14 protein-coding genes are annotated in these 20,369 nt (G+C 36.7%); 7 read left to right on the top strand and 7 right to left on the bottom strand.

The window, feature by feature from the left end; genetic code table 11:
• Window positions 1-16 precede the first annotated feature (16 nt).
• Window positions 17-1,534, bottom strand: coding sequence for a methyl-accepting chemotaxis protein (locus CPS_RS17570; RefSeq protein WP_011044673.1), 1,518 nt, complete (start codon window positions 1,532-1,534; stop codon window positions 17-19).
• Window positions 1,535-1,883: 349 nt separating this feature from the next.
• Window positions 1,884-2,732 (bottom strand): hypothetical protein, encoded by an 849-nt coding sequence (locus CPS_RS17565; RefSeq protein ID WP_011044672.1) that lies wholly within the window; start codon window positions 2,730-2,732, stop codon window positions 1,884-1,886.
• A 467-nt stretch (window positions 2,733-3,199) separates the two neighbouring features.
• Here CPS_RS17565 and CPS_RS17560 point away from each other — a divergent pair, with 467 nt between their 5' ends.
• Both CPS_RS17560 and CPS_RS17555 read left to right on the top strand, forming a co-directional pair.
• Window positions 3,200-4,378 carry an efflux RND transporter periplasmic adaptor subunit gene (locus CPS_RS17560; RefSeq protein WP_011044671.1) on the top strand — a complete coding sequence of 393 codons (1,179 nt, stop codon included), beginning with the start codon at window positions 3,200-3,202 and terminating at the stop codon, window positions 4,376-4,378.
• Window positions 4,378-7,467 (top strand): efflux RND transporter permease subunit, encoded by a 3,090-nt coding sequence (locus CPS_RS17555; protein ID WP_011044670.1) that lies wholly within the window; start codon window positions 4,378-4,380, stop codon window positions 7,465-7,467. The genes CPS_RS17560 and CPS_RS17555 overlap by 1 nt, the downstream gene beginning before the upstream one ends.
• Window positions 7,468-7,669: 202 nt before the next feature.
• Here the strand turns inward: CPS_RS17555 and CPS_RS17550 are convergent, their stop codons facing one another.
• Window positions 7,670-9,694, bottom strand: a complete 2,025-nt coding sequence (locus tag CPS_RS17550) for a methyl-accepting chemotaxis protein (RefSeq protein ID WP_011044669.1) — start codon at window positions 9,692-9,694, stop codon at window positions 7,670-7,672.
• A gap of 860 nt (window positions 9,695-10,554) precedes the next feature.
• On the opposite strand from CPS_RS17550, the gene CPS_RS22995 reads away from it, so the two are divergent.
• The 3 genes from CPS_RS22995 to CPS_RS22990 all read left to right on the top strand — a co-directional run bounded on the left by CPS_RS22995 (window position 10,555) and on the right by CPS_RS22990 (window position 16,099).
• On the top strand, window positions 10,555-13,815 hold the full coding sequence (locus tag CPS_RS22995; RefSeq protein ID WP_011044668.1) for an EAL domain-containing protein: 3,261 nt from the start codon (window positions 10,555-10,557) through the stop codon (window positions 13,813-13,815).
• Window positions 13,816-13,921: 106 nt separating this feature from the next.
• The gene (locus tag CPS_RS24275; protein ID WP_011044667.1) at window positions 13,922-14,815 is read left to right on the top strand and encodes a sensor domain-containing protein; all 894 of its coding nucleotides are present in this window, start codon (window positions 13,922-13,924) and stop codon (window positions 14,813-14,815) included.
• Between the two features lie 189 nt (window positions 14,816-15,004).
• On the top strand, window positions 15,005-16,099 hold the full coding sequence (locus CPS_RS22990; RefSeq protein WP_011044666.1) for a GGDEF domain-containing protein: 1,095 nt from the start codon (window positions 15,005-15,007) through the stop codon (window positions 16,097-16,099).
• Between the two features lie 124 nt (window positions 16,100-16,223).
• Here CPS_RS22990 and CPS_RS17530 read toward each other — a convergent pair whose 3' ends face one another.
• Entirely contained in the window at window positions 16,224-16,568 is a 345-nt protein-coding gene (locus CPS_RS17530) for a 5-carboxymethyl-2-hydroxymuconate Delta-isomerase (protein ID WP_011044665.1), read from the bottom strand.
• A gap of 141 nt (window positions 16,569-16,709) precedes the next feature.
• Between CPS_RS17530 and CPS_RS17525 the strand changes: the two genes are divergently transcribed.
• Window positions 16,710-16,946 (top strand): RNA recognition motif domain-containing protein, encoded by a 237-nt coding sequence (locus tag CPS_RS17525; protein ID WP_011044664.1) that lies wholly within the window; start codon window positions 16,710-16,712, stop codon window positions 16,944-16,946.
• A gap of 163 nt (window positions 16,947-17,109) precedes the next feature.
• Here CPS_RS17525 and CPS_RS17520 read toward each other — a convergent pair whose 3' ends face one another.
• Window positions 17,110-17,736 carry a GspH/FimT family pseudopilin gene (locus tag CPS_RS17520; protein WP_011044663.1) on the bottom strand — a complete coding sequence of 209 codons (627 nt, stop codon included), beginning with the start codon at window positions 17,734-17,736 and terminating at the stop codon, window positions 17,110-17,112.
• 92 nt (window positions 17,737-17,828) lie between these two features.
• Window positions 17,829-18,674, bottom strand: a complete 846-nt coding sequence (nadE, locus tag CPS_RS17515; protein ID WP_011044662.1) for an ammonia-dependent NAD(+) synthetase — start codon at window positions 18,672-18,674, stop codon at window positions 17,829-17,831.
• A 150-nt stretch (window positions 18,675-18,824) separates the two neighbouring features.
• Between nadE and glnB the strand changes: the two genes are divergently transcribed.
• Complete coding sequence (glnB, locus tag CPS_RS17510) at window positions 18,825-19,163, top strand: nitrogen regulatory protein P-II (RefSeq protein ID WP_011044661.1); 339 nt, start codon at window positions 18,825-18,827, stop codon at window positions 19,161-19,163.
• A 286-nt stretch (window positions 19,164-19,449) separates the two neighbouring features.
• Here the strand turns inward: glnB and CPS_RS17505 are convergent, their stop codons facing one another.
• The gene (locus CPS_RS17505; RefSeq protein WP_011044660.1) at window positions 19,450-20,208 is read right to left on the bottom strand and encodes an outer membrane protein assembly factor BamD; all 759 of its coding nucleotides are present in this window, start codon (window positions 20,206-20,208) and stop codon (window positions 19,450-19,452) included.
• Between the last annotated feature and the right edge of the window lie 161 nt (window positions 20,209-20,369).

Raw genomic sequence — 20,369 nt, 5'->3', positions numbered from 1 at the left:
TCAGTTCCTTATTTACCTACTTCTTGGGGACAAAGGTGCTCGCCAGGTCGGCAATATCATCAACACTTTTTGCCAATTGTTCCATTTGCTCGGCGACATTGTCAGTTTGCTGCCAAGTCGATTCGGTATTTTGTGCAATATCTGTTAAGTGGCTATTTATTTCGTGAGATACGTGAGACTGCTCTTCAGCTGCTGTGGCTATTTGAGTTGCCGCTTGGTTAATATTTTGCATTTTTTCGACTACTGAATTAATTTGCTGATGAGACGCTTGAGCACTATCAACACAGAACTGCGCTTCATCTTTATTTTTATTCATCAAGGCGACCCATTCCTCTATGGTATTAAGCATAATGGTTAAGCGTTGATGAATTTTTACAGCTGAATCTTGAGTGCGTGATGACAAATTTCGTACTTCATCGGCAACGACGGCAAAACCTCGGCCATGTTCACCTGCACGTGCAGCTTCAATAGCTGCATTTAATGCTAATAAATTTGTTTGGTCAGCAATTGATTGAATTTCTTCCATCAAGGCACCGACGTTATTCGCCGACTGCGTTAAGCTATCAGCTGAGCTTGATGCACTTTCTACTGATTGTGCTAAATGACTTATTTTGTCACTAGTTTCATAAATACTTTGCTGAGATTGCTCACAATGTTCGAAAGTGATTTCTAATTCGCTGGCAACATTAACCGTGTTTTGTGCAATATCTTGCGTAGAATCTTGCATTTGATTCATTGCGGTACTGAGCTGTTCTAAATCATTTTTCTGCTGTGCTAATGTTGTTCTAGTATCTGTTAAACCTTGACTTACTTTTGCCATAACGGCTCTTATTGGTTTAGCTGCGTCAAGCGTACGCTCAATAATGGCTTTGATTTTGGTTTTTAACAGTAAGAAATTAAAATCAAAAACGCTGGCGGTGCCTTTACCGAAATACACTTTACGAGATACTGAGTCAAATACGCTCTGCATACGCTGGGCACGCATAGCGGTCGGAATGATATCAGACCAAAAAACGAGAACTGGGGTAATGGCGCTTAGCCCTGCAACAATGGAGGCGAACAAGCCTAGCTGAGTAAAAATAAAGCCTTGCGCGATAATGGACAGTAAAACTAGAAAAGCAAACTTATGGTTTTTAGTAAACTCAAAGGTTATCCAGTTGTTATTTTTATTTAGTGCTTGATAGATCTGTTCTGCATTGCTCGTAAGTGAAGTATCTGCGATGGAGCTAATACATTGGAAACCCGTTATTTTATTTTGACTGTATTGCGGGGTAATAAAAACATCTAGCCAAATTTTATTACCTGTTTTGCTTTTTAGCTTTAATAAACCGTGCCATGAAAAACCTTTTGCTAAGGTTGCTGATAGCTCATCAAGCACAACTTTAGGCATTTGTTCATGAGTTAAACTACGAGTATCAGTATTGAGTAATTCACTTTCTTGGTAGCCAGTTGTTTGGCAGTATGCTTGATTTACATAGGTATAATTACCCTTCAAGTCGGTAACGGTAATTAATTGTTTCATAGTAGATGACATAAATTGCACAACTTAAAGTGGTTAAGTTAATAATAACAGTGATAAAACGTTATTGTTTTGATCTATATCGGCAGCAGAGAATGAACTTTAATAAATTTTTAGTAAACTAAACTATATAAGTTATACCCGCTACCAATCAAGATGTAGGTTTCAGAGTGCTTGAGCAATTTCAATTCAAGGCGCTGTGATGAAATAATGGTTATTCAGGAGAATATGCTCCTGCATTCTCTAATAACACCATCCATGTAGCGCCATTATAAAGTCACTTAAATTCCCACTGAAAACCTGCACTTTGAATGGTAACGGGTATAGACCAATGATTTATTAAAGCGGTCTTATATTAATTAGCCTAATTTTTCATGGCATTAGAGTTTTCTAATTTGATTAACTTAGAAAGTATTTGTTTAAGTAGCTCTCCACCCAACTGATTACTCTCTAGACCATTTTCATTACCAAAACTGCCTAACTGTATATTTTTAAACTGCTTGGTTTGCGTTTTATTTTCATTAATAACGGTTAGGGTCAAGTCATCAATAATCACTGAACTTATTTTTACTCGTGTTAATGCTTTTCCTAATAAGCGTTTTTTCTGCTTAGCTTCATTGGAGGCGATTATCGCTTGGTTGGTTTCAACCGTTTGTACTTGTGGCTTGGTGTCTAACTCCTCTAAGGCCAATTTTTCGCTTCGTTCAGGGTACATTTTTGCATAAAGTCCTGCACTGATTTGTGGATATAAAGCGGGGTAATCAGTGGCTAGCTGGGCATTAATGCGATCAAACAAAACTTCTAAATTAGTTTTACCTGTTTCACTTGTTTTAGAAATCTCAGACCAAGCCTGTAAACTGCCTAGGCGAAGTTCTTCAATGTGAACAATAGTGGTTGTTTTTTTCTGTATGCTGGGCGAATCAAGCTGGCGGGTAGGTACTTTTGCCAGTTGTGCACTAATAGTATCTGCTTTAAAAAGTAAAGGCTGGATTAAGCCATCAATATTGCTCAGAGAAAAGTCAGTGAAGTTAGTGATGCCGGTATTATCGGAGTAATCAGCACTGAGTAGTTTTGCTTCTTGAGAACTATAGTAGTGACTCTGCAATATCACTTGGCTTTTGAGGTAATCATTTAAAGAGCTATTGGCGAGATACCATAACATGGTGCTAAAAAATAATAATAAGGCAAAGGCTAGTACGGCTAATTTGTTCAAGGGGTTATCTCATTTGCATTAATTTGCGTTAAGTGGTTAATATTTTAAGCTAAGTTACCGTCTAGGTAAATGCTATTAAGTAGGCTATAGGTTATAGTATTTGTGTACAACTATACCCAAACCACTTGAAGCTGCATATTTCAGGGTACCTGAGCGTCTTATGATCAAGGCGCCTCTTTTTATTAATGGTTATTCGGGAGAATATGCTCCTGCATTCTCTAATAAGCTACATCCATGTAGCGTCCTTAAAAAAGAGGCAACGAAGAGCATAAATTGCTCAGGAGTCCCCGTAGGGCTGATTTAGAAACGCTTTATGCTACGTTATTGATTTCGACAATAGAATAACTATTCTTTTCAATCAATGCCTTGCCTAAAGGTGTTTCTAATTCCAGCTGAAACCTGCATCTTCATGTAGTGTGGGTATATACGCTTTATACTTCACTATCAATATGCTACTAGAGAATTTTATGCCAAATAAGTCTGTGTCTACAGCACCTGCAAGTACTCCGACTCTCATCAGCCGTTTACCCCTATTTATTATCGTTGCCATCCTAGTGGCCTTAATTACTTATTTGCAATGGCCAGAAGCTAAGCAAGAAAAAAGTACATTCAAGCGTGTCGTTGCGGTAAAAATGGTGCCGGTATTACTTGCCGAATTTATTGAAAGCGTTGAAGCCGTGGGTACAGCGAGAGCCAATGAGCAAGTTGTTATTACCAGTAAATATTCAGACCTTGTTGATGAGATTTACTTTGATGATGGTGAGCGAGTTAAGAAAGGCGCTAAGTTAGTTAAGTTGAATAACCAAGAAGAGCTAGCAAAGGTTAACGAATTAAAAGCCAATTTGTCAGAGTCACAGGCGCATTTAAAACGACTATCTGAGTTACTCGCCAGTCGAGCTACTTCAAAATCTTTAGTCGAGCAACAAGAAGCAAAAACCAAGGCGATTGAAGCACAACTCGTTAGTGCACGCGCTAAATTAAATGACTTAACTATTCGTGCCCCATTTGCTGGCGTATTGGGTTTTCGTGAGGCGAGTAAAGGTGCTTATATTGATGCCGGTGATGTCATTACTAGTTTAGATGATTTGAGTATTATCAAAGTTGATTTTCACTTACCTGAGCGTTTACTAACCCATATTCATGTTGGACAACAAGTGAGTGCGGTAAACAGCGCTTATAAAGATAAAGAATTCATCGGTAAAATAACGGCCATTGATAGCCGAATTGATTCAAGTACGCGAAGTATTAAAGTGCGCGCCACTATCAGTAATAAAGCATTAAAACTTCACCCAGGCATGTTGCTCAATATTAGTGTGTTATTACAAGTAGAGAATATATTACAGTTACCTGAAAGCAGTATTATTCCTATTGAAGATATCCATTATGTCTTTGTTGAAAAGGAAGGGAAAGCGATACGAAAAGCAATCAAAATTGGTCGACGTCATCCTGGTGTAGTAGAGGTTTTATCAGGCTTAGTTGAAGGCGAACATGTGGTTGTTGAAGGGGCACTTAAACTGCGAGATGGCTCTGCTGTCAGTATCATTGGTCAAGTTGCTGAAGTTGAGGCTGAGGCTGGAGATAAGGCAAGCAAGTCAGCTAAGGAAAAGGCCAACAAAACTCCCGCTGAAAACGGGAGCAAAACCTAGTGATCCTTTCTGACTTATCGGTTAAAAGACCTGTTTTTGCTACGGTATTAAACTTACTTATTATAACTTTTGGCATTGTTGCTTTTTTAATGTTGCCGTTACGCGAATATCCGGATATTGATCCGCCTATTGTTAATATTAGTACCACATACCCGGGGGCTTCTGCTGCCATTGTTGAAACCAAAATCACTCAATTACTTGAAGATAGAATTAGCGGTATTGAGGGGGTTAAAACCATCAACTCTAATAGTCGTGTTGGTCGTTCAAGTATTACCATTGAGTTTAATTTAGATCGCGATATTGATGCCGCGACAAATGATGTGCGTGATCGTATCTCTCGTGCATTAAATAATCTACCAGAGCAATCTGATCCTCCTGAAGTATCAAAAGCCAATGACGATGAAAGCGTGATTGTGTGGTTCGTTTTACAAAGTGAAACCATGAGCACCTTAGCGCTTACCGATTACGCTAATCGTTACATCGTTGACCGTTTTGCCGTGGTTGATGGCGTTGCCCGTGTTCGTGTTGGCGGCGGTCGTACCTATGCCATGAAGATTCGCTTGAATCGTGCTTCTATGGCTGCGCGTGATATTACCGTACAAGATATTGAAAGTACCTTACGTGACGAGAATGTTGAGCTACCCGCAGGGCGTATAGAGTCAATAGACAGAGATTTCTCTATTCGCGTTGAGCGTAGCTACTTAACCGAGCAAGACTTTGCCAATATGGTGATTAATCACTCTGAGAGTAAGTCAGTTGTGCGATTAGGTGATGTTGCTGAAGTATTCATTGGTGCACAAGATGATGAAAATATGTTCCGCGGCAATGGTAAAAATATGGTGGGCTTGGGGGTAATAAAACAGTCTAAAGCCAATACCTTGGACGTGGTTAAAACGGCTAGGAAAGAAATGATCGCTATTCGTGATTCACTTCCTGTGGGAACAACCATCACCAATAGTTATGATAGCTCTGTGTTTATTCAAGGCTCTATCGATGAAGTGTATAACACCTTAATTATTGCCATGGTTATGGTGGTCTTAGTAATCTTTTTATTCTTAGGTAACGTTCGCGCTACGTTAATTCCTGCGGTTACGGTACCTGTTGCCTTAATTGGTTCAATGATGGCGCTATCTTGGTTTGGTTTTTCCATTAACTTACTTACATTATTGGCTTTAGTGCTCGCTATTGGTCTTGTTGTTGATGATGCCATTGTCGTACTTGAAAATATTTACCGTCGTATTGAAAATGGTCAAGCGCCATTAATGGCTGCATACGAAGGGGGGAGGGAAGTCGCTTTTGCGGTTATTGCTACCACATTAGTATTGGTTGCTGTGTTTGTGCCACTGGTCTTTCTCTCTGGCAATATGGGGCGTTTGTTTACCGAATTTGCCATTGCTATCGCTGCAGCCGTTGTTTTTTCAAGTCTTACCGCTTTATCACTTACGCCCATGATGTGCTCAAAAATGTTAAAGCATAGAGAGCGAAGCTCTTCATTTGGACAAAAGCTTGATCGCGCTTTTGCTCGCTTTGAAGCCGCTTATGGCCGTGCATTAGCCAGTAGTATTCATCAGCCATTATTAATTGTACTTGTGCTGGGCTTATCATTAGCTGCAGTATTTTTGTTGTTTAATAAATTACCTTCTGAATATACGCCTAAAGAAGACAGGGGGAATTTCTTCTTAATTATGCAAGGCGCTGAAGGGGCTAGTTATGAAAGTAACGTAAAGAATATGCATAAGATTGAAGAGAAGCTTTTAGGTTATCAAGCTGAGGGGGAATTAGACCGTGTGTTAGTACGTGTTCCTGGTTTTGGTGGCAGTGGTGGTATTGCTATTGTTGGTCTACCTGAGTGGGATAAACGAAGTATTGATACCTTTAGTTTTATTAACAAAATAAATCGTGATGTGCAAAATGTTACTGATGTACGTGCTTTTGCTATTATGCGCCGTGGCATTGGTGGCGGCGGTGGTAGTAATGCGCCAGTGTCTTTTGTTCTTCAAGGGAATACCTTTGCAGAGCTGGCTCAGTGGCGTGATATTTTGATCACGGAAGCGCAAAAGAACCCTAACTTGTCGAATATTAATAGTGATTATAAAGAAACGTATCCTCAGTTATTAGTACAAATAGATCGTGAACGTGCCTATGATTTAGGTGTGCCAGTAGGAGACATAGCACAAACGTTAGAGACTATGTTAGGTCAACGTCGCGTTACTTCCTTTGTTGATCGTGGTGAAGAATATGATGTAATTGTTGAGGGGGATGAAAAACAATTTCAAAGCCCGACTGATATCGATAATCTTTATGTACGTTCTCGAACCACGGAAAAACTAATTCCACTCGCTAACTTACTTACTATTGCTGAGAATGCGACTTCATCGAGGCTCAACCGTTATAATCGCTTACGTAGTATCACTGTTACTGCGAACTTAGCCGACGGTTATGCCTTAGGTGATGCATTAGATTTTCTAGTTGAAGTAACTAAAAATAAACTGCCAGAGCATGTACAAGTTGATTATAAAGGTGAGTCTTTATTATTAAAAGAGTCAGGTAATTCTATCTTGTTTGTTTTCTTGCTTGCGCTATTAATTACTTATTTGGTGTTAGCTGCGCAGTTCGAAAGTTTTATTCATCCTTTTGTTATATTACTTACCGTTCCACTGGCGCTGGTAGGAGCCCTTGCTGGGTTAGAACTTATGGGCATGAGCTTAAATATCTATAGTCAAATTGGCATTGTTATGTTGATTGGTTTAGCGGCAAAAAATGGTATTTTAATTGTTGAGTTTGCTAACCAGTTACGTGATAGAGGTATTGCTTTTGAAGAGGCGTTAATCAGTGCCGCGCAGCAAAGACTGCGTCCAATTGTCATGACTACTTTTACCACAGTAACCAGTGCAATACCTTTAGTGTTAGCCGTTGGGCCTGGTGCTGAAAGTCGTATGGTTATCGGTGTGGTTATTTTTGCTGGCGTATCATTAGCAAGTATATTTACCTTGTTCATTGTGCCGGGTGCATATTATTGGTTATGTCGTAATACCGGCTCACCGCAAGCTATTGCCAATGAAATTGAAAAGGCTAAGCAACTAGGATAATGACAATGTTCTATTTAGGTGAACTTATCTTGGTGTATTAATAACTAACAACCAAATAACAAGCTGATAAATGAAAAAAAGCCCTAGTAGACGATAGTCGCTAGGGCTTTTTACATTCAACATTGTTAATGAATATGTTTTGTCAGCATGTTTATTAGTATCAATTTATAATCATTAATTAATCAGAGTCAGTTGTTAAAAATTATATTTTAAATGCTTGAACTTGATTCGTCAGTTCTACTGCTAAAGCCGCCAATTCGTCACTCGCAGAAGATATTTCTTTAGTACTTTCACCCGTTTCAATTGAAATGTTGCTTATCTCTGTTGCTTGTTGGTTTATATCTCGCGCAACTGAGCTTTGTTGTTGTGTGGCAGTAGATATTTGAATATTCATATCAGAGATCATTGCTACAGATGACTCAACTTCGGTTAATGACTGTGTTACTTCATTCGTTTTATCAACGATGAGCTGGGCTTGTGTTGTACCTGCAACCATAGAGTTTGTTGCAGCACTTACATTTAACTCTAATGACTTAATCATTTTTTCGATTTCTACCGTCGAATTTTGTGTATTTTGTGCTAAATTCCTCACTTCATCAGCGACTACTGCAAAACCCCGACCTTGATCTCCTGCTCTCGCTGCTTCTATTGCTGCATTTAGTGCGAGCAAATTTGTTTGATCGGCAATGCCTTTAATGGTGACCAAAATATTCGCGATATCTTTGGTTCCCGCTTGAACGTCATCAATTAAAACTTTAGATTTAGTGATGTCATCTGATAATTGGAGGATTTGGTCTATGGTTTGATTGACTGCAATAGAGCTAATCTTGACTAGTTTGGTTGAAGTATCTGCTGCATTTGACGCTTCAGCAGTATTTTGTGTTACTTCGTCAATTGAAACACTCATCTCATTTATTGCGGTAGCAACTTGCTCTGTTGCTTGGTGTTGTCGAGATACATTTGTATTGGTTAACTCGGTAATGCTGGATAGTTCTTGAGAAGCAGTGGCTTGCTGATCGGCAGAACTCGAAATATGTTCAATCATATCCTTCAACTTAGCTATCATGTCGTGCATCGCCTGTTGCAATAAGCCTAACTCATCACTTTGATTAACGACTATCTTTGCCGTCAAATCACCTGACGAGACTCGTTGTGCTATAGCAACCGCCTGCACGATAGGGCCACTGATGTTTTTAGCAATTAAAATTGCTATAAACCCAATAACGACCGATACTGCGGCGACAATGCCTGTTGATATATTAATAAGATTATTGGACGTTTCAAAAGCTTCTGCTTCATCAATTTCTGCAATAAGTGCCCATTTAAAGTCTCCCAAATCTACCGTGGTAAACGAAGATAGTACGCTGTTACCGTTGTAATCAATAATAATACGGCTTGCAGTCTCACCGTTAAATGCCGATTTTACCGCATCGGTATTCACTCCATTATTACTAATATCACCAGCAAAAGATGCAATAACTGAATGTCCTTTGGGATCTAAATAAGAGTCTGAACGCATTCTCTGGTCTTCACCTACGAGGTATGTTTCTCCGGTATCGCCCATGCCATCACGTTGCTGCATGATTTCATTAACTTTATTTAAAGGGAACTGTAGAGCAATATAACCTATGTGCTTTCCACTTAAGTTAATTAGCTTTGTCATCATAAACGCAGCGGGCTCATCGTTGGATGGTGGGTAAGGTTTGAAGTCGGTAACTGATATTTCAGTTACGCCATTTTGTTGTGTTTTTTGAAATACATCGCCTAGACTAGTTTGGTTAATGTGAGATTGAGGAATATTAATACCTAAATCAGACTCTTTTGCGGCGGTAAATACAATGTCACCTTGTAAATTGATAAAAAAGAGATCATACCAAGCATTCACTTTATTAATTTTTATAAAACGATCAGCATATTTATTTTCTGCTTGTCGCCATGCATTACTATCTAAACCAGCAGAAGTTATTGCTTGATCAAAGGCATTGAACGCTTCGGATGCATAAGGATCATCATTTAATACCTGTAAACTGGCTTTTAATGATGAGAGGTAGTTAGATATTTGTGCTTTTTTAATCGAACGTACAGATTCTAATTGACTAAATGCTTGTGCCTGTATGGAGTCGCTTGCCATATTGATACTGATATAGGCAAAAATAATGAGTGGTGTTAAAGAAAGAGATAGAAATGTAAAAACAAGCTTGTGATTAATTTTTTTAAATTTGAGCATATAAGCTTATACCTTATTTTTGAGGGACCTATATATTTCCTCATCCATTTGGTATATAGAAAAATTTAAGTTAATAACTAACTCATAAACGAAATTATTAACTTATTGTAATAAACGTAGCACGAACTTAATAAAATTTCGCTAATTGATTAAAACTAAATTGAATTACCATGGCCATGCTGGCGAAAAGTATCGGATATGAACTTCTTTTATTTACTGTTTTTTAGTGTTAGTAATTTGCTTTATTGCTAATCAAATTATAGTTATTTCATTGTTTTTGTCAGTGAAATACATCAATAGCCATTCTCTTTATGTCATGTTTTGCTAAGATTTCTTTGGGATGACGCTAACCATTTTAATAGATTTTATGAAAATGAGAAAACATCTGAATTAGACCTTTTAATTACTAAGGTTTTTAAAAGAAATACTCGATTGAAGCAACTTACTCATGGTTTACATATGTAATAATAAAGCTGTGTAATAGGGGGGCTCCTTTAATTAGATCTCAATAATTATACAAATCATTGCTCGTTTAACTCTAAATGAGCAATATGAAAAATATGGATTGAGCCATTAATGATGTTTCAGACATCTGTATTCAATACGTTATTCTGTATTTTAAGTCGATAAATAGCCTATGGGAAGTGCAGGATAAATAGACTAGAAATAGTCAGCATTTTTGCTGTGATGAAATGGTTTCGACGGTAAAGCTTTTATTTTTAATCCCAATATTTCCTGGTACAGCTAATACAGTTGACAGGATAATTAATGATTTTTTTCAAATACCTAAAACATCCTGTTTGGAAGTAATTAGGTATAACATGTCGCTTTGACACTCATAAATTATGTAAGGTATATTTGTGAAACAGTTATTCAACCCCGCTATAAATTTAATGAACAATCTGAGTTACCCTCGTAAATTAATTGTACTTGGTGGACTTTCTCTTCTTTCCTTATTGATTGTTTCAATTTCTTTATTAGTCTATTTGTCTGAGTCAATTAGCACCGCTAATCAGCAGTTGGACGGCTTAAAGCAGACACAAAAAACATCAAGATTAATTCAATCACTTCAACAACACCGAGGAATGTCTGCGGCTGTTATTGCAGGTGTTAATGACAGTACTGAAAAACAGATGTCAGTGAATAAGCAAGTTGTTAACAATTTCTTAAAAGTTAGCAATAACTTGCCTTCAGAGTTAAAGCAAGTAGCCAAATGGTCTACAATTGTTGAGCAATGGCAATATTTAGATGCTAATGGAATGACGTTAGCACTTAATGAAAGTTTTAATTTACATACAGAATTAATTCACAATGTAAACTCCCTACAACTGCAAGTGGCTGACTATTATTATTTACTTGTAATGGATGATCTTGATTCTTATTATTTAACAAATAGTTTTTTATTCACCATACCCATTACTTTAGAATTACTTGGCCAGGCACGTGCTGTTGGTGTTTCATATCTGGGTAATAAGGAAGTAAAATTTAGAGGGGAAATGCTATCACTCTTATCAAAGACTATTGTGCCTCTTGATGTCTTTAAAGAGAATGTGGACAAAGTTAAGAGAGAATTGATTTCGGATGGAGAAAGTCTTTCCGCTCAGGAGCTAATTCAATCAATTGAGAGCCATATCAAATTTACCTTAGAAGGGATTTTAGCTGATACCACTTCTTTGAGTTCTCTTGAGCTTTATAATCAATCTACTTCAGTTATTGATGTCGGTTATCAGTTTTTAGATAATTCACTTTCTTTTACCTTAAGCACTTTACTTCGCAGTCGAGTTAAACAAGCAAACACTCAATTAATTGTAAGTATAGGCTTTTCGTCAGCACTCTTTCTTATAGTACTGTACTTTATAATAGGGCTGCATTTATCAACAATTAGAAGCATTAACTCTCTAACTAAAGTTACCGGTAAGTTTTATGGTGGTGATCTTGATGCTCGTGTAACGCTTGATACTCATGATGAGCTCAATAATATAGCGCTTGGATTCAATGAAATGGCGACATCCTTTCAAAATCTAATGATTGATAAAGAAGAAATAAGCTCAAGACTACGCGCCATTATTGATAATTCACCAATAGGAATTTGGTTTACAGGAATAGATGGTCGTTATCATTTCGTCAATAAGACATTTTGTAACTTAGCCGGAATAAAAGAAGAAGATATGCTAAATACTCCTTCATCTAATTTAGCTGAGTTATTGGGCGATGAAATAGCACATCATTGCTTAGATTCCGATAAAGCGGCTTTAGCACAAGATTCTCCTCATGTTTCTTTTGAAACTATTCCCCGTTCAAATGCCAAACCATACATTCTTGAAATTACCAAAGTGAAATTGAAAAATGCACAAGGTGAAGTTGTTGGTTTAATTGGTATCAGCAAAGATATAACAAATAAACGTCAGCAGGAAGAAGATTTAAAACTGGCAGACATTGTCTATCAAAATAGCTCTGAAGCGATGATGATCACCGATAGTAAGAATGAGATTATTGCGATTAATCCCGCTTTATCTGAGATTACTGGTTATAGCTCCAGCGAATTAATCGGAAAAAATCCTAATGTATTTAGTTCTGGAAAGCAAAACCCAGAATTCTATCAATTAATGTGGGAAGAAATAAAGTTAACCGGTACATGGCAAGGTGAAATTTGGAATACTAAGAAAAATGGTAAGGAGTACCCTGAATGGCTTTCAATTAGCACCATTTATGATGATTATGGCAACGTATTTAGACGGATTGCATTATTTTCAGATATAACAGAAAAGAAAAAGAAAGATGCATTGATATTAAGACAAGCTAAGTATGACAGTTTGACTAACTTACCCAATCGAATAATGTTTATTGATAGGTTGGAACAAGAAATTAAGGTATCTCATCGTAAAAATCAAAAGTTCGCTCTAATTTTTATTGATCTAGATAACTTCAAAAAAATAAATGACACTCGGGGTCATGTCTATGGTGATGCACTACTTATTGAGGCCGGAAAACGCATTACTCATTGTATTCGAGAAGTCGACACTGTTGCGCGATTAGGTGGTGATGAGTTTACTATTCTTTTGTCTGACATAGCCGATATACATAATGTTGAATCAATTTGTCAGAAAGTCTTACAGACTTTAAGTGAGCCTTTCTTTATTTCTAAAATGTATACCTATATCTCCGCTAGTTTAGGGGTCACCATCTATCCAAACGATGCAAGCAGCACTTTGGAGCTATTAAAAAATGCTGATCAAGCAATGTATCTTGCTAAGAACCTTGGACGAAATAGATTTTGCTATTTTACCGCCTCAATGCAGGAGGAAGCACTAGATCACTTAGAATTAATTAACGACTTGCGTAAAGCCATTAGTTTGAATCAACTTGAGGTCTTTTATCAACCCATTGTTGAACTACAAACAGGTGTTATTCGCAAAGCAGAAGCCCTGTTGCGATGGAAACATCCAGTGCGAGGCATGGTGAGTCCTGCAGAATTTATTCCACTGGCAGAAGAGTCTGGATTAATCATTGAAATAGGTGATTGGGTATTCAAGCAAACCGTTCAACATATTAATACATGCAAAGACCAGCTTGGTTTAGATATACAAATCAGTGTCAATAAATCACCGGTACAATTTAGAGAATCGATAGACCAATTAGATTGGCTAGCTTACCTTGCTGAAAATCAATTACCTGGTGAAAACATTGTTATTGAAATAACAGAAGGTCTATTAATGAATAATAATACAAGCACAATGGAGCGACTTTCTAAGTTCAGGTCTGCTGGTATTGGCTTGTCTATGGATGATTTTGGAACAGGTTATTCATCACTATCATACTTGAAAAAGTTTGCACTTGATTATCTTAAAATTGACCAATCGTTTACAAGAAATATAGCGCCAGGCTCTGAGGATATGATTTTGTCTGAAGCTATTATCACCATGGCTCAAAAGTTAGGATTGAAAGTTATAGCAGAAGGTATCGAAACAAAAGAACAGATGGAGTTACTCATTGGTGCAGGCTGTGATTATGGTCAAGGATATTATTTCTCAAGGCCTATACCAGCAGAAGATTTTTTACAGTTATTGGCTTCAGATTCTGGTGACCTAGGCATGAAATTAAAGGTTGCCAGTGGAGGGTAATCGTCAATGGGCGGGGAGGATTCTTTGTTCAAGGATCATCGAAGCTCTCTCTAAAGCAGATCTTTCAATTCAATACGAGCTTAATTCAAAAGGATGAGATATTTTCATGATATTACCTGAATATAATGAAACAGATTTTATGCAAGCCGTTATCAATGCGGCGCCAACGCCTATTTTTTATAAAGATGCACAAGGTCGATATTTAGGATGCAATAAAGCCTTTGAAGAATATATAGGGTTAAACCGTGAGCAATTAATCGGTAAAAGTGTCTTAGAACTCTTTGATGATGAGCTAGCTAGAACTTACTTTGAAGCAGACAATGCGCTTTTTGAGAGAAAAGGTACGCAAATTTATGAAGCTAAGGTGGAGTATGCTGATGGTACAACTCACGATGTTATGTTTCACAAGGCTTATTTTCACGCCGAAGGTATCGAAGGCATCGTAGGTTCAATACTTGATATTACTGAGCGAAAAAAAGCTGAAAAATCACTAGAACAACTGGCATTAAGCGATAGCTTAACGGGGTTAGATAATAGATACTCGTTAATGAAAAGTTTAAAACACTCACTGTTACGCCAGCATCGAGAAAACTTTACCTTGGCATTTTTGATGTTAGATTTGGATGGGTTTAAACAGATTAATGATAACTATGGTCACCCTGTAGGAGATGCTCTCTTAATAGAAGTAGCCAACAAGTTAAAGAATCACTTTCGAGAAAGTGATGTCATTGCTAGGGTTGGCGGTGATGAATTTTCTGTAATACTAGAGAATATTCATTCTACCGAGTCGTTAATAGTATTAGCAAATAATATCTTAGCTGAATTTCTTAAACCTTTTGTTATTGATAATAACAAGTTCACCATAGGGATTAGCATTGGTATTGCGACATCATCATTTAGCGAATGCTCATCTGAAGACATTATTAAACATGCAGATGCAGCACTATACCAAGTAAAAAATAGTGGTAAAGGGAGTTATCATTTAACGGTAGTCAATTAGAATACAAATCTGCATAATTTATCGAAGGTTGACTACCTAAATATCAGCTCAATAATCCTTCTGTTTGTGGGGAAATAAGATTTTTACTTAAGAACTAGTTGATTGAAATCAGTAAATAAAGGATAACTTTAGACTATAGTTTAATGAATTATTTATTAGTGTGATAAATATAAAACACTAGGAAATATCATGGCTGCTGTGCATCCTAAACTTATCGAAAGTTTAGTAGAACAAACACCAAGAGCAATGATTGCTATGCTAATAGTGTCTTCTGCTTACTTTTGGATATTCATTAAATTTATTCCATTTGAAATTTTAGTTGTCTGGTTTGTTTTTCAAATGTTTTTGGCTATGTATCGTTTCTATAATGCAATAATGTTTAAAAAACATTTAGCACAGAAGGCTCATGAAAAAATAGAAAAAAATGAACTATATTTCATGCTTTCTAATGTGTTTCAAGCAGCTATGTGGACAATATCTTCAGTTCTATCCATTGTATATGCACCTCAACCCTATGAGTTGGTTAGCTTGATTATGATCATCGGCATTATAACGGCTGCCGCACTCTCTATGTCATCGCTGTATAAGGCATATTTGCTCTTTTTCTTTTCAATGATAATTCCTCAAATTATTATTATGATTTCCTTTGGAGAACACCAACATATTGGTTTAGTTGTCTTAATTTTTATTTATATACCCGCTACTATTTTACTTTCAAGAGCCATATACAATAGCCGTTTATCGAGTGTTGAAGCGAATGACAGCCTTGAAAAAAGTGTCAATGAATTACATCGATTATCGATAATGGATAACTTAACTAATATATACAATCGACGTTATTTTTTTGAGATGTCCAAGAAATTAATTGCTACAGCATTTAGAGAACAAAAACCAGTTTCACTAATAATGCTTGATATCGATTTATTTAAAAGAGTCAATGATAATTATGGGCACCAAGCTGGAGATTGTATTTTAATAGATTTAGTAAAAGAGCTAGAAAAAGTTATGCGTAAAAGTGATGTTTTTGCTCGTATCGGCGGTGAAGAATTCACAATTTTACTCAATAATACCTCACTTGAGGGGGCAAAGGTCATTGCTGAGAAAATGCGTTTAACGATAGAAAATAAAGTCTTTATTTATAATACGACTTCGATAGACATAACGATTAGTATTGGTGTGTCTGAACTGAATACAGAAAATACTTCTATTGAAGATTTATATAAGCAAGCAGACAAACAGCTCTATAGAGCTAAACATAAAGGAAGAAATAGGGTCTGTACGTAATTAACGGCAACACAGCATTGAAGTAATATACCTAAATTTAGTGACTATACAGTTAAAAGTAGCATCAATTTCAATCTTCGTGCTACTTACTTCACTATCGCGTTTTTCTTTTCAGTTGAAATAGCTACAACATAGTTCGATTGCAATAAGTGGCTTTTTCAAAATCACTAATGTTCATCGCAATATTAGTAATATCAGGAAACATAGTTGTAAGCATAGTTACTACCATTTTTGATAAATCAGCTTTTTGCTCAGTTGTCCTGCCTTGCATTATATGAGTAAAAACGTGAATAAAATCGTCAGTTTTATTACCAACAATAAATTTCTTAAAGGGATTTATTCTGACTTTTATATCGCCTTCATCAAATAACCCTGTTGAGTAGGCAATAAGGTGAACTTGTTCGATGATAAACTCTTCTTTATGAGACTCTAATACGCTTTGTGAACAGTCCATTATAAAGTGTGGCATTACTATTCCTCTTTGTGGGGGACAATTATTGTTGGTTAGAACCCTAACAATAAGTTATTTTGTTTTAAATGCATAATATAGCTTGGTCTATTACAAATATATGAGACAATTTAGTTCGCAATAACAATCCAATGGTTCTTTATGAAACTTTTAGTTCGTAACCTTTCTCGCTCAACAACCGAGCAAGAACTTCGTATTTTATTTTCCGCCCATGGCACAGTCGCAGAATGTAGCTTAGTGTTAGACCAAGCAACAGCTAAATCGAAAGGTTTTGCCTTTGTAGAAATGCCTAATGAAGCTGAAGCAAAAGTAGCATTATCTAGTTTGCATGAAACAAGAGTTGCTAAGAATAAGATTCGAGTGAAAATAGCCCAGTAGGATTATTTTTAAAGTCAAAAACCAGCTTTTTCGCTGGTTTTTTTATGTGTAAAACCTTGTATTTATACTTTTTTACTAAGCTCTATACCCAAGTTACTTGTAGATGCAGGTTTCAGCTTTAATTAGAGACGATTTTAGGCAAAGCATTGATGACGATATGGAATTAATCACAGATGATTTTCTGATTGCTCCGCGTTTCATCTTGACCATCATTATTGTTATCTGTGGTCGCGTAAAATCGGCCTGATCGTGCTACCACTATAGCTCTTGATTTTTCCTCATAGTCTTTCGGGCAATACCTTAGCGTACCATTGCTTAACCCAAACAAATGCCCTGTTGCCTGATAAGTTATTCTGTTTCTATTTTTCGCATATATCAATATGTCACCTGATGTTATAGGGCTCTTTGTGGTAATTAAAAGTTCATTGTTGGCGATATCAAATTGCTGATTATTGTTAGTGTCGATAAATACACTGAGCTCTTCATGCCATTTCACTGAGCATGTGCCGTTGTCTTCTAAGGGGCAGAGAATAACGTTATCTCCGCTATTTATTGCATGATTTCGTGCCGTGAGTAATAAACGGCTAAGACGTGAGATTTCATTATCGACTCGCAGTTGTACAATAAAATCATTGAAACTAGGTAAAGCGATTGTGGTAAGTATGGAGGTAATTCCTATACCTACCATTAGTTCAATTAACGTCATTCCCAACGATAATTTTAATTGATGATAGGTATTAGAAGTTTTTTTCGGTGTGTTTTTTTCACAATTAGACTGAGTATAAAGCATAAAAATTCCATTTTTATTAACTGCCCTGTGTCATTCAGTTATAGATAATAAAAATGGATTATGCGAAGCATTGATAGCCTATCAAATTACATTTAACCGTAAATTGTTGGTATCGCTTGTCTTTTATGTTGAGTTTTTTTATAAATATTGATGATGTGTTCGCTAACGGCAGTAGTGACCTGTTTACCTTCTAAAAAGTTATCTAACTGCTCATAGCTAATGCCTAAGGCATCTTCATCTGTTTTACCTGGCTCGAGTTCTTCCAAATCAGCAGTAGGGGCTTTGTCTACTAAGATACTTGGCGCACCAAGCTCCTTAGCAATGGCTCTCACTTGTCTCTTTGATAAACCAAAAAGTGGTGCTAAGTCGCATGCGCCATCACCCCATTTAGTGAAAAAACCCGTGATATTTTCTGCGCTATGATCTGTACCTATAACCAAAGCACCAATGATACCTGCAATATGATATTGACTTACCATACGGGCTCTAGCTTTCACATTACCTTTAGAAAAGTCAATTTGGGCATCGCTGGACGTCAATATTTGCGCTTTGCTCATTGCTTGTAATACTTCATGGTGAATACCGTCAGCACCAGCAAGTACGTTAGTTGTTAAACAATGACTTGGTTGAATAAAGTCTACCGCTTGTTGAGCATCATCTTCATCTGCTTGAATGCCGTAAGGCAAACGTACTGCAATAAATTGATAGTGTGTTTTATCTTCACCCTCATCTAGTTGTCCATTGAGTTCATTAACCGCAAGTTGAGCTAAGCGACCACAGGTTGAAGAGTCAACACCACCGCTAATTCCTAACACTAAATTAGTTAGTCCAGATTGCACTAGTTGCTTTTTGATAAAAGCAACACGGCGGTTTATTTCAAATTGAACATCAATTTCAGGTAAAACTTTCATTTCGGCAATGATAATTTGCTGATTCATAGAGTTTCCTAGCAAGGCTTGAGGGTAAAGTATCTAATTTCACTAGTTTAACAAAATTAAAAGCCAATTGGATATTGCTAAATTGCAATAAACACGCTGTAATAACTTTATTATTCTAATCAATACAACTTTAACTGACGAGCAACGCAGATGAAAAAAATAGAAGCGATTATTAAGCCATTTAAGATGGATGATGTAAGAGAAGCCCTTGGCGAAATTGGTGTTACCGGTATGACTGTTTCTGAGGTTAAAGGTTTTGGCCGTCAAAAAGGTCATACTGAGTTGTATCGAGGTGCTGAGTATATGGTCGATTTTTTACCTAAAGTAAAATTAGAAATCGTCATTGCTAAAGAAGATGTAGAGCGCTGTGTTAATGCTATTTTAGAAACGGCTCAAACTGGAAAAATTGGCGATGGTAAAATTTTCATTACTGATGTTGAACGTGTTATTCGTATCAGAACAGGTGAAGAGAACCGAGAAGCTATCTAATTTTAGCTTAACTATGTATTGCGACTGTAATATCGTTATAGTCGCACATCTCTTTGTTGTCTCAACTTTACTCGCCAAACAGATACTCCCATCCTATCAGTGAAAGCTGTATCTAAGTAAAACAATAACAATTCAGTTTATCCATTATATCAACTGAGCGATAATACTCAGGTGCTTTAAGTGTACTGAAGCATAAAGTTTTTTATGACCATAAAAAAAGCTAAATCACCTAAGTAATTTAGCTTTTTATTTTACACTAACCTAAAGTTAGTTTCGGTTGCTCTAACTAGTTCATTAGTTTGTTATTTGGGTAGTTAGCGGCAAGTACTTGCAGCGCATTTTTCTTCAAATCTGCTAGACCCAACTTATCGTAACAATTAATCATAATCTCTAATGCTTGCTCTATTTCCGGGCTTGGCGAAAAGTATTCAACTACGTAGCGAGCACGGTTAGCAGCGGAAGCATAAGCTTCACGTTTCACATAATATTTAGCAACAGCAATTTCATATTGCGCAAGGCGAGATTTTATTGAAATCATGCGTTTACGTGAATCTGCAGCATACTTACTGTCTGGGTAATCAGTGACTATGCTCTTAAAATCATTGAAAGCACTGCGTGAAGCCTCAGGATCACGATCGGAACGATCTATTCCCGCCAAATCTTGGAATAGGTTCTCTTCAGTAGATATATTGATAAGTGCACGCATGTAATAAACGTAATCAATATTGGAGTTATTGGGATTTAAACGTAAAAACCTATCGGCTAACGCAATGCCTTGTGCAGCATCACCGCTTTTATAATAAGCATAAATCAAATCAAGTTGTACTTGATGTGAAATAGGGCCAAAAGGAAAGCGAGAATCTATAGCGCCAAGTATTTGAATAGCTTTTTGGTATAACCCATTATCTAGGGCTGTCCGAGCATCAACAAATAGAGACTGTGCAGATTTATCTGGTACCTTGTCTATATCGTTTTCAGAAGAGGAACAACCAGTTAAGGCCAATGCTAGAACGGTCAAAATAATTTTTACTGTCAATTTATCCATGAAATTTATTATCGCTACTTTGTTTTAATTAAAATAAATATCAAACCATCGCGTAAACGGGTAAAATGCTTATATATTTAAGAATATGCATTCTACCCTAGCAATCTTACCTTGCACAGTGCAAATGGTAATTTGATTAATACGCTAGGTTTAATCGAGTT

Origin of the sequence: Colwellia psychrerythraea 34H, from assembly GCF_000012325.1 — a bacterium.
Taxonomy (GTDB): domain Bacteria; phylum Pseudomonadota; class Gammaproteobacteria; order Enterobacterales; family Alteromonadaceae; genus Colwellia; species Colwellia psychrerythraea_A.
Note: the sequence above shows the minus strand (reverse complement) of the source record. Positions and strands in the feature narration are given on the sequence as shown.

Excerpts from the sequence above, each read along its gene's own strand:
- CPS_RS17560 (WP_011044671.1), top strand. The coding sequence starts at position 3,200 with ATGCCAAATAAGTCTGTGTCTACAGCACCTGCAAGTACTCCGACTCTC.
- CPS_RS17570 (WP_011044673.1), bottom strand. The coding sequence starts at position 1,534 with ATGTCATCTACTATGAAACAATTAATTACCGTTACCGACTTGAAGGGT.
- glnB (WP_011044661.1), top strand. The coding sequence starts at position 18,825 with ATGAAAAAAATAGAAGCGATTATTAAGCCATTTAAGATGGATGATGTA.
- CPS_RS22990 (WP_011044666.1), top strand. The coding sequence starts at position 15,005 with ATGGCTGCTGTGCATCCTAAACTTATCGAAAGTTTAGTAGAACAAACA.
- CPS_RS24275 (WP_011044667.1), top strand. The coding sequence starts at position 13,922 with ATGATATTACCTGAATATAATGAAACAGATTTTATGCAAGCCGTTATC.
- nadE (WP_011044662.1), bottom strand. The coding sequence starts at position 18,674 with ATGAATCAGCAAATTATCATTGCCGAAATGAAAGTTTTACCTGAAATT.
- CPS_RS17530 (WP_011044665.1), bottom strand. The coding sequence starts at position 16,568 with ATGCCACACTTTATAATGGACTGTTCACAAAGCGTATTAGAGTCTCAT.
- CPS_RS17525 (WP_011044664.1), top strand. The coding sequence starts at position 16,710 with ATGAAACTTTTAGTTCGTAACCTTTCTCGCTCAACAACCGAGCAAGAA.
- CPS_RS17520 (WP_011044663.1), bottom strand. The coding sequence starts at position 17,736 with ATGCTTTATACTCAGTCTAATTGTGAAAAAAACACACCGAAAAAAACT.
- CPS_RS17550 (WP_011044669.1), bottom strand. The coding sequence starts at position 9,694 with ATGCTCAAATTTAAAAAAATTAATCACAAGCTTGTTTTTACATTTCTA.
- CPS_RS17505 (WP_011044660.1), bottom strand. The coding sequence starts at position 20,208 with ATGGATAAATTGACAGTAAAAATTATTTTGACCGTTCTAGCATTGGCC.